Origin of the sequence: Neobacillus niacini NBRC 15566, assembly GCF_001591505.1 — a bacterium.
GTDB lineage: Bacteria > Bacillota > Bacilli > Bacillales > Cytobacillaceae > Neobacillus > Neobacillus niacini.
Window position 1 is genome coordinate 21,554 of sequence record NZ_BCVA01000043.1, and the last position, 19,965, is coordinate 41,518.

At 38.1% G+C, this 19,965-nt stretch carries 18 protein-coding genes; 16 read left to right on the top strand and 2 right to left on the bottom strand.

What is annotated here, in order from left to right; all coding sequences use genetic code 11:
- Positions 1–48: 48 nt before the first annotated feature.
- The 5 genes from BANA01_RS23060 (at position 49) to BANA01_RS23080 (ending at position 5,843) form a co-directional block, all read left to right on the top strand.
- The gene (locus BANA01_RS23060; protein WP_034673307.1) at positions 49–738 is read left to right on the top strand and encodes an alpha/beta hydrolase; all 690 of its coding nucleotides are present in this window, start codon (positions 49–51) and stop codon (positions 736–738) included.
- Positions 739–967: 229 nt separating this feature from the next.
- Positions 968–2,479, top strand: a complete 1,512-nt coding sequence (gene cshA / locus BANA01_RS23065; protein WP_034673304.1) for a degradosome RNA helicase CshA — start codon at positions 968–970, stop codon at positions 2,477–2,479.
- Positions 2,480–2,901: 422 nt separating this feature from the next.
- On the top strand, positions 2,902–3,861 hold the full coding sequence (gene uvsE, locus BANA01_RS23070; RefSeq protein ID WP_034673301.1) for a UV DNA damage repair endonuclease UvsE: 960 nt from the start codon (positions 2,902–2,904) through the stop codon (positions 3,859–3,861).
- A 64-nt stretch (positions 3,862–3,925) separates the two neighbouring features.
- Positions 3,926–4,405, top strand: coding sequence for a PH domain-containing protein (locus tag BANA01_RS23075; protein ID WP_034673299.1), 480 nt, complete (start codon positions 3,926–3,928; stop codon positions 4,403–4,405).
- A complete protein-coding gene (locus tag BANA01_RS23080; protein WP_034673296.1) occupies positions 4,398–5,843 on the top strand; it encodes a PH domain-containing protein in 1,446 nt (481 codons plus the stop codon). Before BANA01_RS23075 ends, BANA01_RS23080 begins: the two co-directional genes overlap by 8 nt.
- A 14-nt stretch (positions 5,844–5,857) precedes the next feature.
- Here the strand turns inward: BANA01_RS23080 and BANA01_RS23085 are convergent, their stop codons facing one another.
- Entirely contained in the window at positions 5,858–6,451 is a 594-nt protein-coding gene (locus BANA01_RS23085; protein WP_034673293.1) for a rhomboid family intramembrane serine protease, read from the bottom strand.
- Between the two features lie 97 nt (positions 6,452–6,548).
- Here BANA01_RS23085 and acpS point away from each other — a divergent pair, with 97 nt between their 5' ends.
- Positions 6,549–6,899 (top strand): holo-ACP synthase, encoded by a 351-nt coding sequence (acpS, locus tag BANA01_RS23090; RefSeq protein WP_034673290.1) that lies wholly within the window; start codon positions 6,549–6,551, stop codon positions 6,897–6,899.
- Between the two features lie 176 nt (positions 6,900–7,075).
- Positions 7,076–8,086: a LolA family protein gene (locus tag BANA01_RS23095; protein ID WP_034673288.1), complete on the top strand. Its 1,011-nt coding sequence runs from the start codon at positions 7,076–7,078 to the stop codon at positions 8,084–8,086.
- Between the two features lie 54 nt (positions 8,087–8,140).
- On the opposite strand, the gene BANA01_RS23100 is transcribed toward BANA01_RS23095, so the two are convergent.
- Positions 8,141–8,887, bottom strand: coding sequence for a GntR family transcriptional regulator (locus BANA01_RS23100; protein ID WP_052106285.1), 747 nt, complete (start codon positions 8,885–8,887; stop codon positions 8,141–8,143).
- A 174-nt stretch (positions 8,888–9,061) separates the two neighbouring features.
- Here BANA01_RS23100 and BANA01_RS23105 point away from each other — a divergent pair, with 174 nt between their 5' ends.
- From BANA01_RS23105 to BANA01_RS23145, 9 genes are all read left to right on the top strand, one after another.
- On the top strand, positions 9,062–10,198 hold the full coding sequence (locus BANA01_RS23105; RefSeq protein WP_034673286.1) for an SIS domain-containing protein: 1,137 nt from the start codon (positions 9,062–9,064) through the stop codon (positions 10,196–10,198).
- Between the two features lie 22 nt (positions 10,199–10,220).
- Positions 10,221–10,628 (top strand): secondary thiamine-phosphate synthase enzyme YjbQ, encoded by a 408-nt coding sequence (locus BANA01_RS23110; protein ID WP_034673284.1) that lies wholly within the window; start codon positions 10,221–10,223, stop codon positions 10,626–10,628.
- An 18-nt stretch (positions 10,629–10,646) separates the two neighbouring features.
- Positions 10,647–11,993, top strand: a complete 1,347-nt coding sequence (locus BANA01_RS23115) for an ABC transporter substrate-binding protein (protein ID WP_052106284.1) — start codon at positions 10,647–10,649, stop codon at positions 11,991–11,993.
- 92 nt (positions 11,994–12,085) lie between these two features.
- Positions 12,086–12,946: a carbohydrate ABC transporter permease gene (locus tag BANA01_RS23120; protein WP_157411872.1), complete on the top strand. Its 861-nt coding sequence runs from the start codon at positions 12,086–12,088 to the stop codon at positions 12,944–12,946.
- Positions 12,947–12,964: 18 nt separating this feature from the next.
- Positions 12,965–13,807, top strand: coding sequence for a carbohydrate ABC transporter permease (locus tag BANA01_RS23125; protein ID WP_052106283.1), 843 nt, complete (start codon positions 12,965–12,967; stop codon positions 13,805–13,807).
- A 20-nt stretch (positions 13,808–13,827) separates the two neighbouring features.
- Complete coding sequence (locus BANA01_RS23130) at positions 13,828–15,945, top strand: ADP-ribosylglycohydrolase family protein (RefSeq protein ID WP_034673353.1); 2,118 nt, start codon at positions 13,828–13,830, stop codon at positions 15,943–15,945.
- A 15-nt stretch (positions 15,946–15,960) separates the two neighbouring features.
- On the top strand, positions 15,961–18,069 hold the full coding sequence (locus BANA01_RS23135) for an ADP-ribosylglycohydrolase family protein (RefSeq protein ID WP_034673280.1): 2,109 nt from the start codon (positions 15,961–15,963) through the stop codon (positions 18,067–18,069).
- A gap of 13 nt (positions 18,070–18,082) precedes the next feature.
- Complete coding sequence (locus tag BANA01_RS23140) at positions 18,083–19,003, top strand: carbohydrate kinase family protein (protein ID WP_034673277.1); 921 nt, start codon at positions 18,083–18,085, stop codon at positions 19,001–19,003.
- On the top strand, positions 19,003–19,959 hold the full coding sequence (locus BANA01_RS23145; protein ID WP_235847210.1) for a nucleoside hydrolase: 957 nt from the start codon (positions 19,003–19,005) through the stop codon (positions 19,957–19,959). Before BANA01_RS23140 ends, BANA01_RS23145 begins: the two co-directional genes overlap by 1 nt.
- The last annotated feature ends 6 nt before the right edge of the window (positions 19,960–19,965 follow it).

The following is a 19,965-nucleotide window of genomic DNA, read 5'->3' on the forward strand; positions in this document are numbered from 1 at the left end:
ACACTAAAGAAAAATAATTCATTTATAGAGCAAAGTAGGTGGAGAATTTTGATTGGCTGTTTATGTATTCATGGCTTTACAGGGGCACCATATGAAGTAGAACCGCTTGCTGAGTATTTAACGCAGCATACGGATTGGGTATTCAGTGTCCCTACTCTTCCTGGCCATGGCGAAAATCTGTCACTAAAAGATATCCATTATCAACAATGGATAGAACATGCAGAGTCTGAATTAAAGAAATTGATTGAAACCTGTGATCAAGTTTATGTAATTGGGTTTTCTATGGGCGGCATGATTGCAAGCCTCCTGGCTGCAAAATACCCTGTGGACAAGCTTGTACTACTTAGTGCAGCTGCTTATTATCTAAACCCAAAACAGATGGCAAGTGAAATTAAATCAATGATGGTTGATTTATTTAAAGGAAACTTAGAAGAAAATGAATTATTTCAACGTTACAAAAGAAAAATAAAAGCAACTCCCATAAAAGCGACTTTCCAATTTCGAAGACTTGTTTCTTACATCAAACCACTTCTCCCTCAAGTAGAAGTGCCAACGCTAATTGCACAGGGAGAGTGTGACGGTATCGTCCCTCCCAAAAGTGCTGAATACTTATACCGGACAATAAATGCGAAAACAAAAAGACTTACGTATATTAAGGATTCTAGCCATCATATTTGTCACTGTCAGGAAAAAGAGGCCCTATTTTCCCAAGTTTATGACTTTTTGATGGAGCAGTAATGCTGATATGGGACTCGTAAATAAACCACATTAATTGCAATATACTTGTAATAATGTTATGATTATCAGCAACGTGTCTAAAGAACGAGTAAAATAGGGCATACTCCTTTGGAGGGATGTCTTTTTTTTGGTAAAATAAAGATGTTACCTAGTTACGGCATTTTGATGCGAATCACAAGTATTCAGCACATAGATTAAATTTTTATATAAATGAAGGAGAATGAAAACATTGACAAAGTTTGAAGATTTAGGCCTAAGTCAGGCAACTTTACAGGCTGTCCTTAAAATGGGTTTTGAGGAAGCTACACCAATTCAGTCAGAAACAATTCCGATGGGCTTAGCCGGCAAGGATCTGATTGGGCAGGCCCAAACAGGAACTGGTAAAACAGCTGCATTTGGTATTCCTTTGGTTGAAAAAATTGATGTAACGAAGGACGCGATTCAAGGGATCATTATCGCTCCTACTCGTGAGCTTGCAATTCAAGTTTCGGAAGAGCTTTATAAAATCGGTTCTGGTAAAAGAGTCCGCGTTTTATCCATTTACGGAGGACAGGACATCAGCCGCCAAATCCGTTCATTAAAGAAATTCCCACATATTATTGTTGGTACACCTGGACGTGTATTAGATCATATCAACAGAAAAACTATGCGTCTTGACACAGTAAATACTGTTATTCTTGACGAAGCGGATGAAATGCTAAATATGGGATTCATTGAAGATATTGAATCGATTCTTGCAGCAACACCGGCAGAACGACAAACATTGCTTTTCTCTGCTACAATGCCAGCTCCAATCCAGAGAATGGCAGAGAAATTTATGAAGGATCCACAAATTGTTCGAGTTAAAACAAAGGAAATGACAGTTCCTGCGATTGAACAATATTACCTAGAGGTAATGGAAAAAAATAAATTTGATGTTTTAACAAGACTGCTTGATATCCAATCACCTGAATTAGCAATTATTTTCGGACGGACAAAACGCCGTGTTGATGAATTATCTGAAGCACTAACGTTAAGAGGTTATACTGCTGAAGGAATTCACGGAGATTTAACACAGGCAAAGCGTATTCAAGTCCTTCGTAAATTTAAAGAAGGAACGATTGATGTCCTTGTTGCAACGGATGTAGCTGCAAGGGGTCTAGATATTTCTGGTGTAACACATGTTTACAACTTTGATATCCCGCAAGATCCAGAAAGCTATGTGCACCGTATCGGTCGTACAGGACGTGCCGGTAAATCTGGTATGGCACTGACATTCATCACACCGCGTGAGAAGTCTTACCTTTCAATTTTAGAAAGAACAACGAAGCGTAAGATGGAGAGAATGACTGCTCCTACACTTGATGAAGCGTTAGAAGGTCAGCAACGCGCAGTAGTCGATAAGATTGTTCAAACAATTGAAGGAAATAATCTTCAGTATTATAAACGAGCTGCCAACGAATTACTTGAAGAAAATGATGCTTCAACTGTCATTGCAGCAGTCTTGAAAATGTTAACAAAAGAACCAGATCAAACTCCGGTAAAGTTAACGGAAGAAGCACCGCTTCATTCTAAGAGAGACAGAAAGCCGCAAGATCGTGACCGCAGAAGAAGAGACGACAATAGAGGCGGCTATAATTCATCTCGTGGCGGGGAACGCAGCGGCGGTAATCGTGATCGTAAAAAGGCACCTGGAAAGCCAAGAACAGGTGAAACACGCACATCAGGAAAATCATCAAAACCAAGAAGCTTTAACCGATAATAATGTAAGAGAGCATGGGCATATAATGTCCGTGCTCTCTTTTTTTGGCTTTTGTTTTAGGAAAAAGGAGTGTGTATTGGAGCTGGTTTGGAACGGATAGGATATTCGTTCCTGTACCGCGGCACTTTAAGTGAAAACGGTAACGAATAATAGTTATTCGTGCCCGTGCAGAGGAAACTTAATTAAAAAGGTAACAAATAGAGTCTATTCGTGCCTGTACAGCGATATTTTGGGGGTAAACGGTAACGAGTATTCACTAAACAATAGTAAGGTATCCACTTCTCAAAATTAACAGACTCATCATATGAACAAGTATTTGAGGCTAAGGAGGAAAAGAAATCAACAGACAAGTTTAACAAGCCTCTATTTTACAATTGTATATTGGGAACATTAATGGTAACAGCTTGTTAGGAGTGATTAAGATGATTGTTAAACTTGGTTATGTTGCAATGAGTGTGGAGCTTCAGAACGCCTCGCCTTCTCAAACGATGACATTTGCACAATTTAGCAAAATTAAAGACCGTGATGCAGCTATTCGTAAGCTTGAGCGAATTGCTGAGTCAAATATAGATAATTGCCTTCGGTTATTAAAACACAATGCTGGGAATCAAATTCATTTCTTTCGCCTAAGCTCCCGCCTGATTCCTCTTGCTAACCACGAGGAGTTGCTGGATTGGGATTATATTAAACCACTAAAGGAATCTTTAAAAAGGATTGGTGACTATCTTAACCTCCACCCCATGCGGGTTGATTTTCACCCTGACCATTTTGTAGTGCTTAACACAACGAATAAAGAGATACTCTCCAACGCACTAAAGACACTTGTCATGCATAAGAAATTGCTAAAAGGTATGGGGATCGATACTGAGCATCGCTGTGTCCTACATGTAGGCGGCGGCTACGAAGATAAAGAAATGGCGCTTGAACAGTTTATTCACAATTGGGGATTCATCCAGCCAGCCATTCAAAAAATGATTATGCTTGAAAACGACGATACAACATTTACAGTAAAAGAAACGCTGTATCTTTGTGAAAAGCTAGGGATTCCAATGGTATTTGACTATCACCACCATTTGGCAAATCACGAAGACGTGGAGTGGCAGCAGGATTGGGAACGAATTGTCACTACCTGGAGGGATTCTCCACTTCCGGTTAAAATGCATATATCAAGTCCTCGTTCACAAAATGAATTTAGGGCACATGCTGATTTTGTTGATCCAGAAATGCTTTTAACATTTTTAAACACAATAATAGGAACTGTACCAGAGATCCATTGCATGATAGAAGCCAAACAAAAAGATGCGGCACTCTTTCAACTGATAGATGACCTGAAAAGCCGGGGAATTAAGGTACTAGACCAATCTAGCTTTGTAGTTGAATAACAAGGATGTTTCCTGACCCATTTCCGTGTATACTTAAGGGAAACTATGGAAGTAGGGGGGAAATATGATTCTAGAGCCGCAAAAAAGAATTTCTGTGAAAGCATTAACGGTTTGGAGAATCTCAGGTGCGATAAAAATTGCAATCAGCTGGATTTTAGCTGGCGTAGCGATATATCTTTTACATATCTTTAAGGGTCCATTTTGGATATCACCATTATTAATCGCAATTGAACTTATTTCTTCGTATTTTATTATTTACTTATTACCATCACTTAGATGGAAGCGTTGGCGTTATGAGGTTAGGGAAGAGGAAATTGAGCTTCAAGAAGGAATCTTTATTGTGAAGCGGACATTGATTCCGATGGTTAGAGTACAGCATGTAGATACTGTGCAGGGACCAATTTTGCGTAATTATCAATTAGCCTCCGTCATTATTAATACGGCAGCAACAGCTCATGAAATTCCTGCATTAGAAGAGAGTGAAGCGGAAGAATTAAGGCGCTTTATTTCTAATCTAGCAAGGGTGGCGGATGAAGATGTCTGAACCAAAACGGCTCCATCCCATTGTGATTGTGTTAACGATCGGTAAGAGAGTTAAGGATTTTATTTTTTCATTTATCGCATTGTTCTTTATTTGGAATAAAGGTGATGGCGGGAAGCTGCTGCTTTTTGGTGCTTCCGCTATTGTGATTATAGGAATTATTCTAATCAGCATCCTTTCATGGCTGCGCTATACTTACCGGTTAGAGGAGAATGAACTTCGAATAGAATACGGCGTCTTTGTCCGGAAGAAAAGGTATATTCCGTTGGAACGTATCCAAAGTCTGGATATTTCAGAGGGGATTCTTCAGCGTTTATGTGGGATGGTAAAAGTTCGGATTGAAACAGCTGGCGGGAGCGGAACCGATGAGGCAGAGGCAGTTCTGTCAGCCATTTCTAAATCAGAGGCACGCTATATACAAGAGTATGTTGCTGTAGCTAAAAATCCTTCTGTTCCAGACATTGAAGATGTTCAAGAACCTTCTAATCACACAGTATTCAAAATGACTTCGGCACAGCTTATTTTATTATCACTTACCTCAGGAGGAGTAGGGGTCGTAATCTCAGCTGTATTGGCCTTTTTCTCTCAGTTGGATGATTTTATTCCTTACGAAAAATTATTCCGCGGCGTCGGACAATTGGCGGTAAGTAATATGATTGTAATCGCCATTTTTGTTTTTATCGGCTTTGTGGCAGCGTGGATTGTTGCTCTTTTTGGAACAATGTTAAAATATGCAAATTTCCAAGTTGCAAAAACAGAACATGATTTAGTTATTTCTCAAGGTCTATTAGAAAAAAGACAAATTACCATTCCGTTAACCAGAATTCAAGCCATAAGGATTAATGAAAATATCGTCCGGCAATGGCTGGGTTACGGTTCTGTTATGGTTGAAAGTGCTGGTGGTTCAGCTAGTAATAAAGAAGGTTCAAAGGTATTACTGCTTCCGCTTGTTAAACTGCAGGACATTGAAAAAATTTTAGGGCCAGTTCTTACGGATTATCGGTTCGCTTCAAATTTCACGCCCGTTCCTAAAAGAGCCATGAACCGATATGTTTTTCGAAGCTGGATCATAATCGTTCCACTTGCTGTCGCTTCAATAGTTTTTCTAAAGGGTTGGGGCCTTCTTTCCTTGCTTATTCTTGCCCTAGTAACAATCTGGGGAGTATTAAAATATAAGGACGCCGGCTGGAGATTGGAAGAGCAGCAATTGAGTCTTCGTTATCGAACTATGGTACGGACCACTGTGTTTATTAAGAAAAGTAAACTTCAAGTTCTAGAATTGAAAGAAAGTTATTTTCAGAGAAGGAAAGACCTGGTGACATTAGAGGCTTTTGTGAAAGTGGGCTTTGGTGGTGCGGGAGGCCGTGTAAGCGATATGGACCGAAATGATGTGAAAAAGGTCTACACTTGGTTTTCGAGGGAATCTGAAAAAAGGGATTGAACCCAATAAATGGCTCAACCCCTTTTTTTATTATAAAAAATAGCTCCTAGTAAAAATCCACCTGCTAATCCGAATATATGGGCGGTAATATTAATATTGGGCTGTATAAAGGTCATGATTAAGCTTAGGGCACAAATTGTAAGGATTATTTGAGAGTTTTGCTGTGAGAGCATATGCTTACGAAAGAGAATGATGCTAATATAATAACCAAATAATCCGAAGATGGCTCCGCTTGATCCAACGTGTACATATGTTAACGGTTCAAGCAGCAGTGTCGCTATATTAGCTAGGATGCCGGAAACAAGATAAACCAATACGAATTTACTTTTCCCTAGCAGCCTTTCAAGTGCTGGGCCAAAAAGGACAAGTGAAAAACTGTTAAATAAAGCATGAGTAAAACCGCCATGCATAAAAATGGGGGTTACCAACCGCCAATATTGCCCTTCCGTAATATAGAGGTTCACCCCTGAAAAGGTGGATTTAAACCAAAAGTTTGGAAAAATAGGTAAGGCAGTAAAAAGATATAATAGGAAATGGATGGCAATAATAGTAGAAACAACTGGATAATAACGGATAAATTCGCGAAAACTTTCTGTTCTCGTAAACATAATGACCTCCTGAATAGACTTACCTCTATAATAGACTGAATTTTGCTCCTGTTGTACTATTATGCATTGTTTAATATAAATAGAAGGGGACCTAGCCATGATTAAAGGGATTGGAATTGACATAATCGAACTTTCAAGGATTGAAGAGATTGTCACGAGACAGAGAAAATTAATTGATCGAATACTGACTGATAAAGAAAAACAAACATTTGAACAGCTTCCGGACCGAAGGAAGATTGAATTTTTAGCGGGAAGGTTTGCTGCGAAAGAAGCCTATTCAAAGGCCGCCGGGACGGGAATAGGGAGAGAACTATCGTTTTTAGATATTGAAATTGAAACTGATTCTCTAGGCAAGCCTTATATCGTAAAACCTGATACCAATGGTTTTCTTTCAATTTCACACAGTCGTGATTATGCTGTTGCCCAGGTAGTAATCGAAGAAAAGTAGAAAAAATGATGTCCACGGACTGTCTAGTTCCCGTGCCTAGCCCCTCGAGGCGCTTTTACTTTTCTTTCAATCCTTTATCATATTCCAAAAGGTTGTCTCATATATTCATAGGGAAATGGGAGAGACAAGTCTTCTTTAAATTCATATGAAAATGAGACAAGAAGGGGTTGAAGGAATTGAAGAAAAGGTTGTTGCTTTTGATCACGGGGTTAATGGTCGTCTTTCTACTAGCAGCCTGTGGCTCAAAGTCAAAAGAAGATGTGGTGAAAGAGTTAAATGGAAAACTAAATGATTTATCAGGGTATAAAGTAGACGCAAAAATGACGTTAAAAATGGGTGCTGATTCACAGGTATATAACGTGGAAATTTGGCATAAAGATCCAACATTTTATCGCGTTAATTTAAAAAATGCTGAAAAAGACCAAAGCCAAATGATTTTACGGAATAATGAAGGAGTATTTGTGTTAACTCCAGCTCTTAAGAAGAGTTTCAAATTCCAAAGTGATTGGCCGCAAAACAGCAGCCAGGCCTATTTATACGAATCATTGATCAAAGACATCGTTGAGGATAAAGAAGCGAAATTTTCTTCTACGAAAGAACATTATGTATTTGAAACAAAAACTCGCTATCAAAACAATAGTATGTTGCCAATTCAAGAAATTAAACTTAACAAAGAAGATTTATCACCTGCGGTTGTAAAAGTAATGGATCCTGATCGAAATGCTCTTGTGACAGTGGAATTTTCTAAGGTTAAATTTAATGCAAGCTTCGACGACAGTGATTTTGATATGAAAAAGAATATGACTCGTGCGGATCTTAACCTGCCTGTGATGGCAGATAGCAAGGACACGGCATTTACCGTTAAATATCCTACATCTGATTTAGGCGCAAAATTAATAGATGAAAAAGAAGTGAAACTTGAAAATGGCAAGCGTGTTGTCTTAACGTATGAGGGTGAAAAGTCGTTTACACTTGTACAAGAAAAGGTAACTGTGAAAGAAGCTTCTGCATCACCAACATATGTGGATGGAGACTTAGTTGATTTAGGTGTGACCATCGGTGCGGTATCTGAAGGTTCGATTACGTGGACCATGGATGGTGTAGACTATATGATTGCCTCGAATGACTTAACCGAAAAAGAACTTGTTGAGATTGCAAGAACTGTCCAAGGGGATATAGAAAAATAAAAGCTAAAGAAACAGGCTCTTTAAAAAAGGGCCTGTTTTTTGTGCTGCGTGCTTTTAGTTTGTGTTAAAAGTAAACTTTACACTTTCCCCTAACCAAATGGTTTCAGAATATTCCAGTGGAGTGCGGTCATTTAAATAAGAAACACTCTTTAATAGAGTAGCAGGTACTGTGTATTGGACATTCAAAAGCTTTAAATCAGCTGCATTTGGAATAATGGATTGCAAAGAGTTTTCTAAGGATGCAGGTGTTAGATTATAGGTTTGTGCAAGCGTCTTACTTAGACTATTACTCAATAATGGTTTCTCTGTGATTTCAGGAACCATTGATTCAGCCAGCCAAGATCTATTTAACCCGATCGGTTTGTTATTAAATAAAAACAGACGTTTTATATAGACTAAATTCTCAGATTCAGAGATCTTTAATAGTTCATTAACATGAGATATTGGGCCACAGCGAGTGGAGGTTAGTAAAACGGGATTAAGATTATGCCCACTCTGCTCCAATTTGGAACTCATAGCAGTAGGCAGACTGAAATCATGCACAAAAGGTTTAGGATTATATTTAACAAAAACACCTTTACCTTGAATCTTTTTAATAATTCCTTCCATATCCAACACATTTAGAGCTTGTCGTAAGGTAACGCGGCTAATATCATACTCCTTCGTAAGTACTGCCTCTGAAGGAATCTTCTCATCCTCTTTCCATTCGTTTTTCATAATGCGTTCCCGAATACTAGTTGCAACTTGATGGTAGATTGGAACAGGTGAATCTTTGTCGATAAATATTCGATTAGAGTACAAAAACATACCCTCCATTTTCTTGTTTGTATTGTTGTCTATACAACGTACTTGAAATAAGTATAACACAAAACAGGAAATATATTGAATTTACTGAGTTTAAAAATAATTATTGATAATAGTTGTATGCTTGTGTTATTGTTAATACAAGTTAGAGATCATTCTTAGGAGGGCATTATGGGCAAACATGAAAATGCAATGAAAAATCAAGTGTATAGTTTACCGTCATTGATTAGACAACAGTATGAGGACTTAGAACCAAAAACAAGAAAGCTCTTAACGACTCCCGAAATATTTTCAATACAGAAAATTATTATTACAGGATGTGGGGATTCTTTTGCGGCTGGATTAGCAACAAAACATATTTTTGAACTGTTAACAGGGATTCCAACTGAAGTTGTTACCTCCATTGAATTAAGTAGATTGTATGCAACTAACCAATTGGGGAATTCGCCAAATAATCCATTCATTTTTGCAGTAAGTCATTCAGGCACTGTTGCGAGAGTAGGAGAATCGGTAGAACGAGCTAATAAATATGGCGCATATACCATTGGAATTACCGCCAACAAACAGTCGTATCTTGGAAAATCGGCAAAAAAGACATTAGATTTGGAGATTCCATCCTTTGAACCAAGTCCTGGAGTTCGAAGTTATTTAGTTTCGGTTCTATCGTTATTGCTTTTGGCTATTAGGATTGGTGAGGTTAGAGGAAAATACACGATGGATGTAGCGATGGATTATCGAAGGGACATTTTAACACAAGCAGATCTTTTAGAAGAATCACTGCCTTTAATGGATAGTAAAACATTAGAACTAGCATTAAATTGGTCAGAAATGGAAGCGTTTGATTTTGTCGGTTCAGGTTTTGACTATGCTGCAGCATGGTATGGTCACGCAAAGATATTTGAAGCGGCAGGAAAGTATGCCATGCATGTGAATACCGAAGAATGGCTCCATCTTAATTTCTTTATGAGAAACTTCTCGAAAATAGGGACTGTGATGGTGGCGAATTCTTCTAACCCATGCTTATCTCGGGCGCTTGAAACCATAGGATATTCAATCGAATTAGGACGACCTACACTAGTGATTTCAGATATAAAGGAAGACGTGTTCTCGGAAGACTGCACGGTAATCGCTACACCAATATCAAAATATCCGATCTCTATTCCTTTAACACAATTTGTTCCATTGGCCTTGCTAAGTGGATATATTGCCAAAATTATTGGTGAAGAAGATGGCAGGGGATGTAAGGATAATTGGTCATTTGCTCAAAATGGCAATGCAGTTAAAAATAGTGAAATCATTATAAAATAAGTACCGAAATGAGGACAAACTAATGTTAAAAAACTTTAAATTACAAACGGCAGAACATGATGTTGTCAAATTAAACGATGAGATTGTTGAATTTGTTAAGAGCAGTGGTGTGGAAAGTGGTACTTGTACTATCTATACACCACATACAACGGCAGGTTTAACCATTACCTCATTTTGGGATCCAAGAGGTTTAGAAGATTTACAGGATGAAATAAGAAGAATTGTTCCAACTAGAATTGACTTTAAACATCAACATGACACACCCCAAGATGCAGCTGGTCATATCAAATCATCATTAATTGGAGTTTCAATGAGTTTAATTATTGAGAATGGTGAATTACTACTTGGACATTCTCAAGGAATTTATTTTCTTGAGTTTGATGGGCCAAGAAATAGAGAGTTTTATGTAAAAGTTCAATCAGATAAATAAAAATGGGGGAATACAAAAATGTCAAAGAAATTTGTTGGATTTATTGCGATTTTCATGGTGATGTTATTCGTCTCAGGTTGTTCAAGTAAAAGTGAAAATACATCAGGTGGGAAAGAAAAAATTACGATGTGGTTTTGGGGAGCCCCTCCAGAACATCAAGAAACAATGAAGAAGGTTTTAGTTGATAAATACAACAAATCTCAAGATAAGTACGAATTAACGGTAGAATTTAGAAATTCTGTTGATAAGGATATTTCAGTAGCTCTTTCTTCAGGACAAGGTCCGGATATTGTATATGGTTCAGGTCCATCATTTGTCATCCCTTTAGCAGAGGCTGGAAAAATTGAAAATTTAGATAAGTATGCTGAACAATATGGATGGAAGGATCGTATTGTAGAACCTATTTATCAATCAGGTACAGTGAATGGAAGTCTTTATAGTTTAGGTAATTCTTTAAATACAATTGGGATTTTTTATAACAAGAAAGTTTTAAAGGATAACAATTGGGCTGAACCAAAAACGATAGAGGATTTAGTGAAAATTATGGATGAAGCCATGGAAAAGGGAATGTATGCTTCGGTAACAGGAAACAAAGGGTGGAAACCAGTTAATGAAAATTACTCCTCCTTATTCCTAACCCATTTTGCTGGCGGTGCAAAAGTATATGAAGCCTTAACTGGTGACACACAGTGGACGGATCCTGAGATTATTGCAGCGTTAGATAAATCTGCTGAATGGTATAAAAAGGGTTATTTAGCAGGAAAGGATTATCCAAATCTTACATTTAATGAATCAACTCAATTACTCGCGGATGAAAAGGCTCCATTTTTCTTTGGTCCATCTTTAGTCTATCAATTTGCTTCTCATTCTTTTTCAGGAGATAAGGCTAAGGATTTAGGTTTCATGCCATTCCCAACCATGAATAACGAAACTGGTGAGCCGCAATATACTTTAGGTGTAACAGCGACGTTTTCTATTAATGCGAAATCAAAAAACAAAGATGAGGCAGCAAAAATTTTAGATTCGATGATGACAAATGAGTTTATGAATGAGATGACAAAATCATGGCCTGGATATTGGGGAGTACCATTAAAAGATCTTCAGATTGATACGAGTAATATGCCAGAATTGTCAAAAGGATACGCAGAGGCAATTCAAAGCATGGTTGAGGGAGTTAATAAGGGACACTTTGGCTATTATACAGGTGTATTTTTACCACCAGCAACACAACAAATTTTCTTAGATATTGAATCGATTTGGAACGGACAAATGACAAGTAAAGAATTAATGGAGAAAGCTCAAAAAGAGTTTGATAAAGAAAAAGAAAAAGGATTAGTTCCACCAACACCGGAACCTGCTAAATAATAACAGTTTGGATTCAGCGGAGGGATAAGCAGAACCTCCGCTGAAAGAAATTTTACTTATACGTCATGGAAGTAGAGAGGTGTCAATGGCTGATGAGAAAAGCATTAAATTACTTTTTACTATCTCCAGCATTGCTTATTAGTCTTTTAATCGTGTTTATTCCAGGATTATTAACAATCATTGTATCCTTTACCGATTGGAATGGGGTTTCAACAACACCAGAATTTATTGGATTACAAAATTTTAATGAATTGTTTGTAGACAGCATCTTTTGGCAGGCTTTATTCAATAACGTTAAATGGACGTTAATTTTTATCACCATTCCGATCGTCATTGGGCTTTTAACAGCAATGTTGCTATTAAAAAGAAAAAGAACGAAGAGTGTCTATCAATTAATCTTTCTATTTCCTTATATTCTAGCACCTACCACCAATGCAATTTTATGGTTAAACATCATCTTCAACCCAGTTTCTGGAGTTGTTGGCTACTTACAGGAGGCAGGAATTCCGATTGATTCCCCACTATCATCCATGAATACAGCTTTGTATGCAGTAGCAGCCGTAGATGTTTGGCATTATTGGGGATTCTTGACGGTTGTTTTTCTAGCTGCATTAAGACAAACTCCACTAGATCAAATTGAGGCAGCCCACCTCGAAGGTTGTAATGGCTGGCAGCTTTTTAGATACGTGTATTTTCCAACGATTAAGCCGACATTTAATATTTTGTTTATCATGATTATTATTTTCTCTTTCCTTACATTTGATTATGTTTATTTACTTACTGGCGGCGGACCTTCGCATGCAACTGAAATGTTAAGTACGTATGCTTATACATTTGCGTTTTCTGCTTTTCAAGTAGGGAAAGCGGCGGCAATCGCATTATTTATGAGTTTCTTCGGATTATTAGCTTCTTGCTTCTACATATGGATGAGTAGGAATGAACTGAAAAATTAAACTTCTGGAGGGATGACAATGAAAAGCAGGACGTTGGCTAAGACAAGACAGAAGTCGGCCTTTTCCCATGCCATTCTCATCATTTTTTCTATAACTGCTTTAGCTCCATTATCACTTGTGTTGATTAATAGTTTTAAAAATCAAACAGAAATATTAAGAAATCCTTTGTCCTGGCCAAAACAATTGAATTTTTCTAATTATGTTGAGGCGTGGAATGCAGCTAATTTAAGCACAGGGTTTATTAATAGTCTATTGCTGACTGGGACAACCATTGTGATTGTGTTAATTGCCGCATCGCTTGCAGGGTATGTCTTAGCTGGGAAGAGGATTAAAGCAGAAAAAGGAGTAACGATCTATTTCATGGTTGCGATGACCATCCCGATTCAGTTATTTCTATTCCCGTTATATTTTGTATTAGCCAAATTTAATTTGATCGGAAACATCTTCGCAGTTAGTTTCATTTTGGCGGCTGTAAATATGCCACTTGCCACCTTCTTAATGCGTACCTTTTTTATGAATATTCCTGGTGAATTAGAGGAATCGGCAAAAATAGACGGTGCTTCCACTTTTGATGTTCTGACAAAAATCATGTTTCCTCTCGTAAGACCGGGACTGATTACAGTTAGTGTCATTGTTGGAATAGCGGTTTGGAATGAATTTCTGATTACATCTACCTTTCTACAAGGGCAGGAAAATTTCACTGCTACCTTAGGATTTTTATCATTGAATAATACGTACAACACCAATCAAGGATTAATGATGGCGGCGTCTGTATTAATGATCGCACCGTTAGTTATCTTTTTCTTACTAGTACAAAAATACTTTATTGATGGTTTGGTTAGTGGGTCGGTTAAAGGATAAAAGAAATGGGTGACCTTAAAATGAGTATCTCAAAGTATGAAAATCAGATTTATTCGGGAGTTTTGGGGAAAATCATCGGTGTCTATTTAGGAAGGCCAATAGAAGGCTGGACGTATGAGGCGATCAAAGAATCCTTTTATGATGTGAATCACTTTGTGCACAGACAGGTTGGAGTTCCGTTAATTGTACCTGATGATGATATTTCCGGAACCTTCGTTTTCTTTCGCTCGTTGGAAGATAATAAATTTAGTAGAGAGTTAACAGCAGCGCAAATAGGTGATACATGGCTTAACTATATTATTGAAAATCAAACCGTTCTATGGTGGGGCGGATTATCAAGATCAACCGAACATACCGCTTATCTTCGACTGAAAAATGGAATAAATGCACCGATGAGCGGATCAAGTGAATTGAATGGAAAAAGTATGTCTGAACAGATAGGTGCGCAAATTTTTATTGACAGCTGGGCTTTAGCAACGCCTAATAATCCAGAATTAGCAGTAGAATTTGCAAGAAAAGCGGCAAGTGTCAGCCACGATGGAATAGCTGTTGACGCGGCATGTTTATTGGCACATATGGAAGCAAGTGCATTTGAGGAACGGGATATTGATCAGTTACTTACAAATGCTTTATCTGCTGTAAATAATGAGGAACTGACGAAGGTCATTACAGACTTGCGCGAAGAATGTAACAAGACTTCGGACTGGAGAGAGGTTCGCGAGTGGATTTCACAAAATCATGGCTACGACAAATATCCTGGAAGCTGTCCAATGGTGACCAATCACTTAGTGGTCATTATGGCCTTACTCATGGGCGGTGATGACTTACAAAAGTCGATTATGATTGCAGCATCAGCTGGGTGGGATACGGATTGTAATGCTGGAAATGTAGGCTGCTTAAATGGAATCCGTTTAGGATTAGAGGGAATCAGCCAAGGGCCTGATTATCGAAAAGCGGTTTCAGACCGAATGTATGTTGTTTCTTCTGATGGCGGCAGCTGCATAACCGATGCGGTAATAGAGACAAGGAAAGTTGTAAAAGCAGCCTATGCGTTAAATGGAGAAGAGTTACCGGCTAAAATGAAACGCTTTTCATTTGAATACCCTGGTTCAACACAAGGTTTTACCCTTTATGATGACACTCTGGAAGAATTAACAACTACAAAGCTATATAACTATAACACTATTTCAAATGAGAATGGTTTAGTGATTGAATTTGATCATTTAGCCAAAGGAAACCATTCCTCTGTTTCTGTCGATACGTTTATAGAGCTGGAATCTCGAGGAAAAGAAGGGACAAGCTATTTTGAAGTGTTGGCTTCCCCTAGCTTGTATTCAACCCAAGAAATTGAAGTAGAAGTACTTTCGCTGAATGAAAAGCACCCAGCTTTAACGTTCTTTATTGACATCTATGATCAAGAGGATAAAGTTCAAACGATCTATAGTGATGTGTATAGTTTGGTGAAAGGCAGCAATCAATTACGATGGTCCATTCCTAATACGAAAGGACACGCCATTTATCGATTAGGGATAAGACTAACCAGCAACGAAAGATTAGATGGCCGCATCGTGATCAAAACGATTGACTGGAATGAAGCGCCAAAATCTTTTGAACTGAAAAAATCGCTCGATTTAACTCCAGGCTTAACACCTTGGACGACCAATACCACTTGGATTAAATCGTTTATGAGTTCTGCAGATCAATTTAATCCTGATTTTGCTGAAACGTTTTCTGTTTCACATTCAAGTGATAATGGAGTGGTAACAACCGGTTCAAAGGAATGGAGCAATTATCGTGTTTCCTCAGAACTTATTTTTACCAATCAAGAGTCTGCCGGATTAGTGGCAAGAGCGAATGGTCATAAACGATATTATTCCGTTTTATTTTACAAAGATAAATTGGTGATTTCAAAACAAAAAGACAATGAATCTATTGAACTAGCTAATAAAGACTTCCATTTGAAGTTAGATACGCGTTACGCTGTATCGTTCATCGTGAATGGCCACAATTTAGAGGTCTTGGTAGATGGCGTTAAGGAACTTGATGCAGTAGATTACGAGTTTGCCAGCGGTGGTGCGGGATTTGTCGTTCATTCAGGGGCGATTCTCGCGAATGGATTTAAAGTATCGTCCAGATAATCAGGGGGGTTCGGTATGGTATTGATGAATTATTCAGAGTTAACCTATGCAGGGGTATTAGGGAAAATGATAGGGGTTTATCTAGGCAGACCGGTAGAAGGCTGGGCGTATGAGAAAATCCAAGCTGAATTTGATGAAATCAATTACTATGTTCATCAAGAATGCGGAGTTCCGCTCGTAGTGGCTGATGATGATTTATCAGGTACATTCGGATTTTTTAAAGCATTAAAAGATTACGATTATAAAGAGTTGACTGCTGAAAAGTTTGGTGATACTTGGCTAAATTACATTATTGAAGATAAAACAGTCCTTTGGTGGGGCGGCTTGGGTCGATCCACCGAGCATACTGCGTTCTTACGATTAAAGAATGGGATAAAAGCTCCATTAAGCGGTTCGATCGAAATGAATGGTTCAACCTTAGCAGAACAAATTGGTGCCCAAATTTTTATTGATGCGATTGCCATGGCGTGCCCGAACGATCCTGATCGAGCAGTAGAGCTGATAAAAGCTTCAGCAAGTGTAAGTCATGATGGGATGGCTGTTGAAGCTGCTTGTTTGCTGGGTGCTATGGAAGCTATGGCATTTGAGGAGAAGGATATCAATAAGCTTTTAGATAAAGGTTTAACATATATTGAAAATCCATTCTTACTAAATGCCATCCAGGAAACAAGAGACGTGTGCAGCCGTGAAAAGGATTGGCGAAAAGTAAGAGAGTTTTTGGACAGAAAATATGGATATAAACAATTTCCTGGAACCTGTCATATTGTACCTAATCATTTAATGCTGCTAACGGCATTGATTTTAGGAGAAGATGATTTTCAAAAATCAATCATGATTGCGGCCTCCGCTGGCTGGGATACGGATTGTAATGCAGGGAATGTAGGCTGTTTGAATGGAATTCGCTTAGGATTAGAAGGAATAAGCGCTGGTCCGGATTTTAGAGACCCAGTGAGAGATTTGTTGTATGTTGTTTCTGCGGATGGAGGCTCGGTGGTTACGGACGCCGTAAAAGAAACACATAAAATTATTGAAGCCAGTCACAGATTAAAAGGTGAAACTTACCTGCGGGAAGAAAAGAACTATACATTTGATTTTAAAGGTTCGACACAAGGATTTGATCTGTGTCCCTATTCAAAAAATCACACAAAGTATACTAGAGTCTATAATTCAAATGAGCTTTCAGATGAAAATGGTTTGTTACTGGAGTGCAAAGGAATTGCCAAAGGATTGAGTCTACATGTATCGACACCGGTATTTCTTGAATTTGATAAATTAGCGGTAAACTTTGCTACGACTGCGTCTCCAACGTTATATGCTTCACAAAAAGTAACGTCAGTCATTCAACATTTTAATGAAGATGAAGTGCAAATCAAGCAATACGTCCTTTATTATGACATTCACAATGAAATTAAAAGGCTTGAAAGTGAACCTTTACCCTTAAAAAAAGGTGAAAATAAAATAGAGTGGGTTGTTCCTGATACCGAAGGGATGTCCATTTTCCGGCTAGGTTACGAAATCCTTTCAGAAAAACAGTTTGATGGAAGGATTATGATTAAGGAAATTGATTGGAACGAGGCACCAAGTCACTTTTATCAAAAAGGAATGTTGATGACTTCGATTTGGAACACCAATCCATTTTGGTTAAGTGCATGGTCCAGTTCAGCTAAGCACTTTGCTGCCGACTTTAAATATACTTATTGTATTTCTCATCATGAAAAGAATGGCGTGGCAACGATTGGGACCCAATGCTGGAAAGATTATTCAGTTGAGTCTGCATTAGAATTAAGCCTGCATACCTCTGCTGGTTTAATCCTGCGAAGTAATGGGCACCGGCGGTATTATGCGGCTAAGTTTGTTGGCGGCAAGCATTTGGACATTATTTGTAAGAAGGATCACAATGAAATTATTTTAGGATCTATTCCATTTGAATACAAACAAGACAAGCTCTATAAGATGGAATTTTCAGCTTATGGAAATAGATTCTTTGTAACTGTGGATGGACAAGTCTTAATAGAAGTAAATGATCCAAATCATACGTATTCATGTGGCGCTGCGGGATTCATTATGGATGAAGGAACGATGGTTGCGGATGGATTCTCTGTAAAAAATATTAGTTTTGATTAAAGAGGTGAATTGGATGTCTAAATATTTAATCGTCTCTACGGCTGTAACGGATGAAATTCACAAAAAAGATAGTCGGGAAGTCCAATATGCCCTAGGCGGGGCCGGTGTTTATGCGTTGGCAGGCGCAAAGGTCTGGACGGACGATATATCTATTTTGACCGGTGTTGGAGAGGATTTTGCTGGACTCCATTTTAAGTGGTTTAACAATAACGGACTATCAACAAAAAATTTGATCATAAAAGATCCATGGACACCAAAAACGATTATCCAATATGAAGATGACGATAATCGAACAGAAACCCCCTATTATGGGATTGACCATTATAAAAAAATGAATGCCACAATGAATGAAATTGCTGAAGCAGCAACGAGTGAAACGGTGGGTATGTACGTATTTAAGGACCATGATGAAGCATTTTGGGAAGAGTTACTCCGCTTCAATAAGAAGCAAAAACTTAAAATAATGTGGGAAATCAATGCTGATTCTGCACACGTTGAATACTTACATCAGGTTAGAAAAATTGTTGAAAACATAGATGTATTTTCAATTAATAAAAATGAAGCAAAGACATTGTTCGCAGAAGAAGATTTAGAAGTGATTATTACACGGCTGAAAGAATGGAACATCAACACTGTATTTTTAAGAGTTGGATCAAAGGGTGCCTACATGGTCACCAAAAACAGCACGGTAAAAATAAGCAGTGTGAAGGATGTAAATGTTGTTGATGTTACTGGTGGCGGCAATAGTTCATCAGCCGGAGTATTAATTGGATTTTGTGAGAATCGTTCTTTAGAAGAAATGGGCTTGATGGGAAGTATCAGTGCAGCCATTTGTATAGAGGAAGAAGGCGTTCCTCTTAGAATCGATCAAAATACAAGAAACAAAGCGTATATGCAGCTGAATAAAATGATGGACAAGAAAGGTGAATCATAGTGAAAGAAATAAAAAAGGTTTTAATAGATTGTGACCCAGGTATGGACGACTCATTAGCGATTATCCTGGCATGTAAATCTGATATGCTTGATATTAAAGCGATTACCACTGTTTCAGGTAATTATCATGTAGATATAACGAGTGTGAATGCAAGAAAAACACTTGAATTGTTAAATATAACGGACATACCGGTTGCCCGAGGAATGGCTAAACCAATTGTCCGAGATCTACCCAATGATCCTTTTACACACGGAGAGGATGGCCAGGCAAATGCGAATCTTCCTGATCCTTCTATGGAGCTGGTCAGTCAGCATGCTATTGATTTAATAATCGATACGGTGAAAAAATATCCAAATGAACTGTATATCGCTGCACTTGGGCCATTAACAAATATCGCAATGGCATTCTTAAAAAGTCCGGAAATCATTCCAATGATTAAAGGGATCTATGCCATTGCCGGAGCATATGGGCTGAACAAATATTCTACAGCAAATGCTACAGGTGACAATCCCCAAAGTGAATGGAATGTATATGTGGATCCTGAAGCGGCGGATATTGTATTTAAATCAGGTGTTGCGTTAACTGCGATTGGATTAGACGTAGCCACACACTTTGACGTGAATTTTACCGAGCAGCATTTAAGGATACTTGAAGAAGCGAAGACAAAAGAGGCTGATTTTCTATTAAACATGATTCAATTTGTAAATGGCAGGGGCTTTGAATCCTATTGTGTGTTAATCGATTCGATGGCGATTGGTGCTATAATTGATGAATCAACCATAAAAACACTAAGAGGAAAGGTAGGCATTGAAACCAAAGGGGAAATTACACTTGGAATGACAGTCCTAGATACAAGACATCATCACACATGGAACAACTTACCTGAGGTTGATATTGCTTACGAAGCTGATTATGAAAAATTCTTAGACATTGTGATGCGTACAGTTTTAAAATAATGAGGC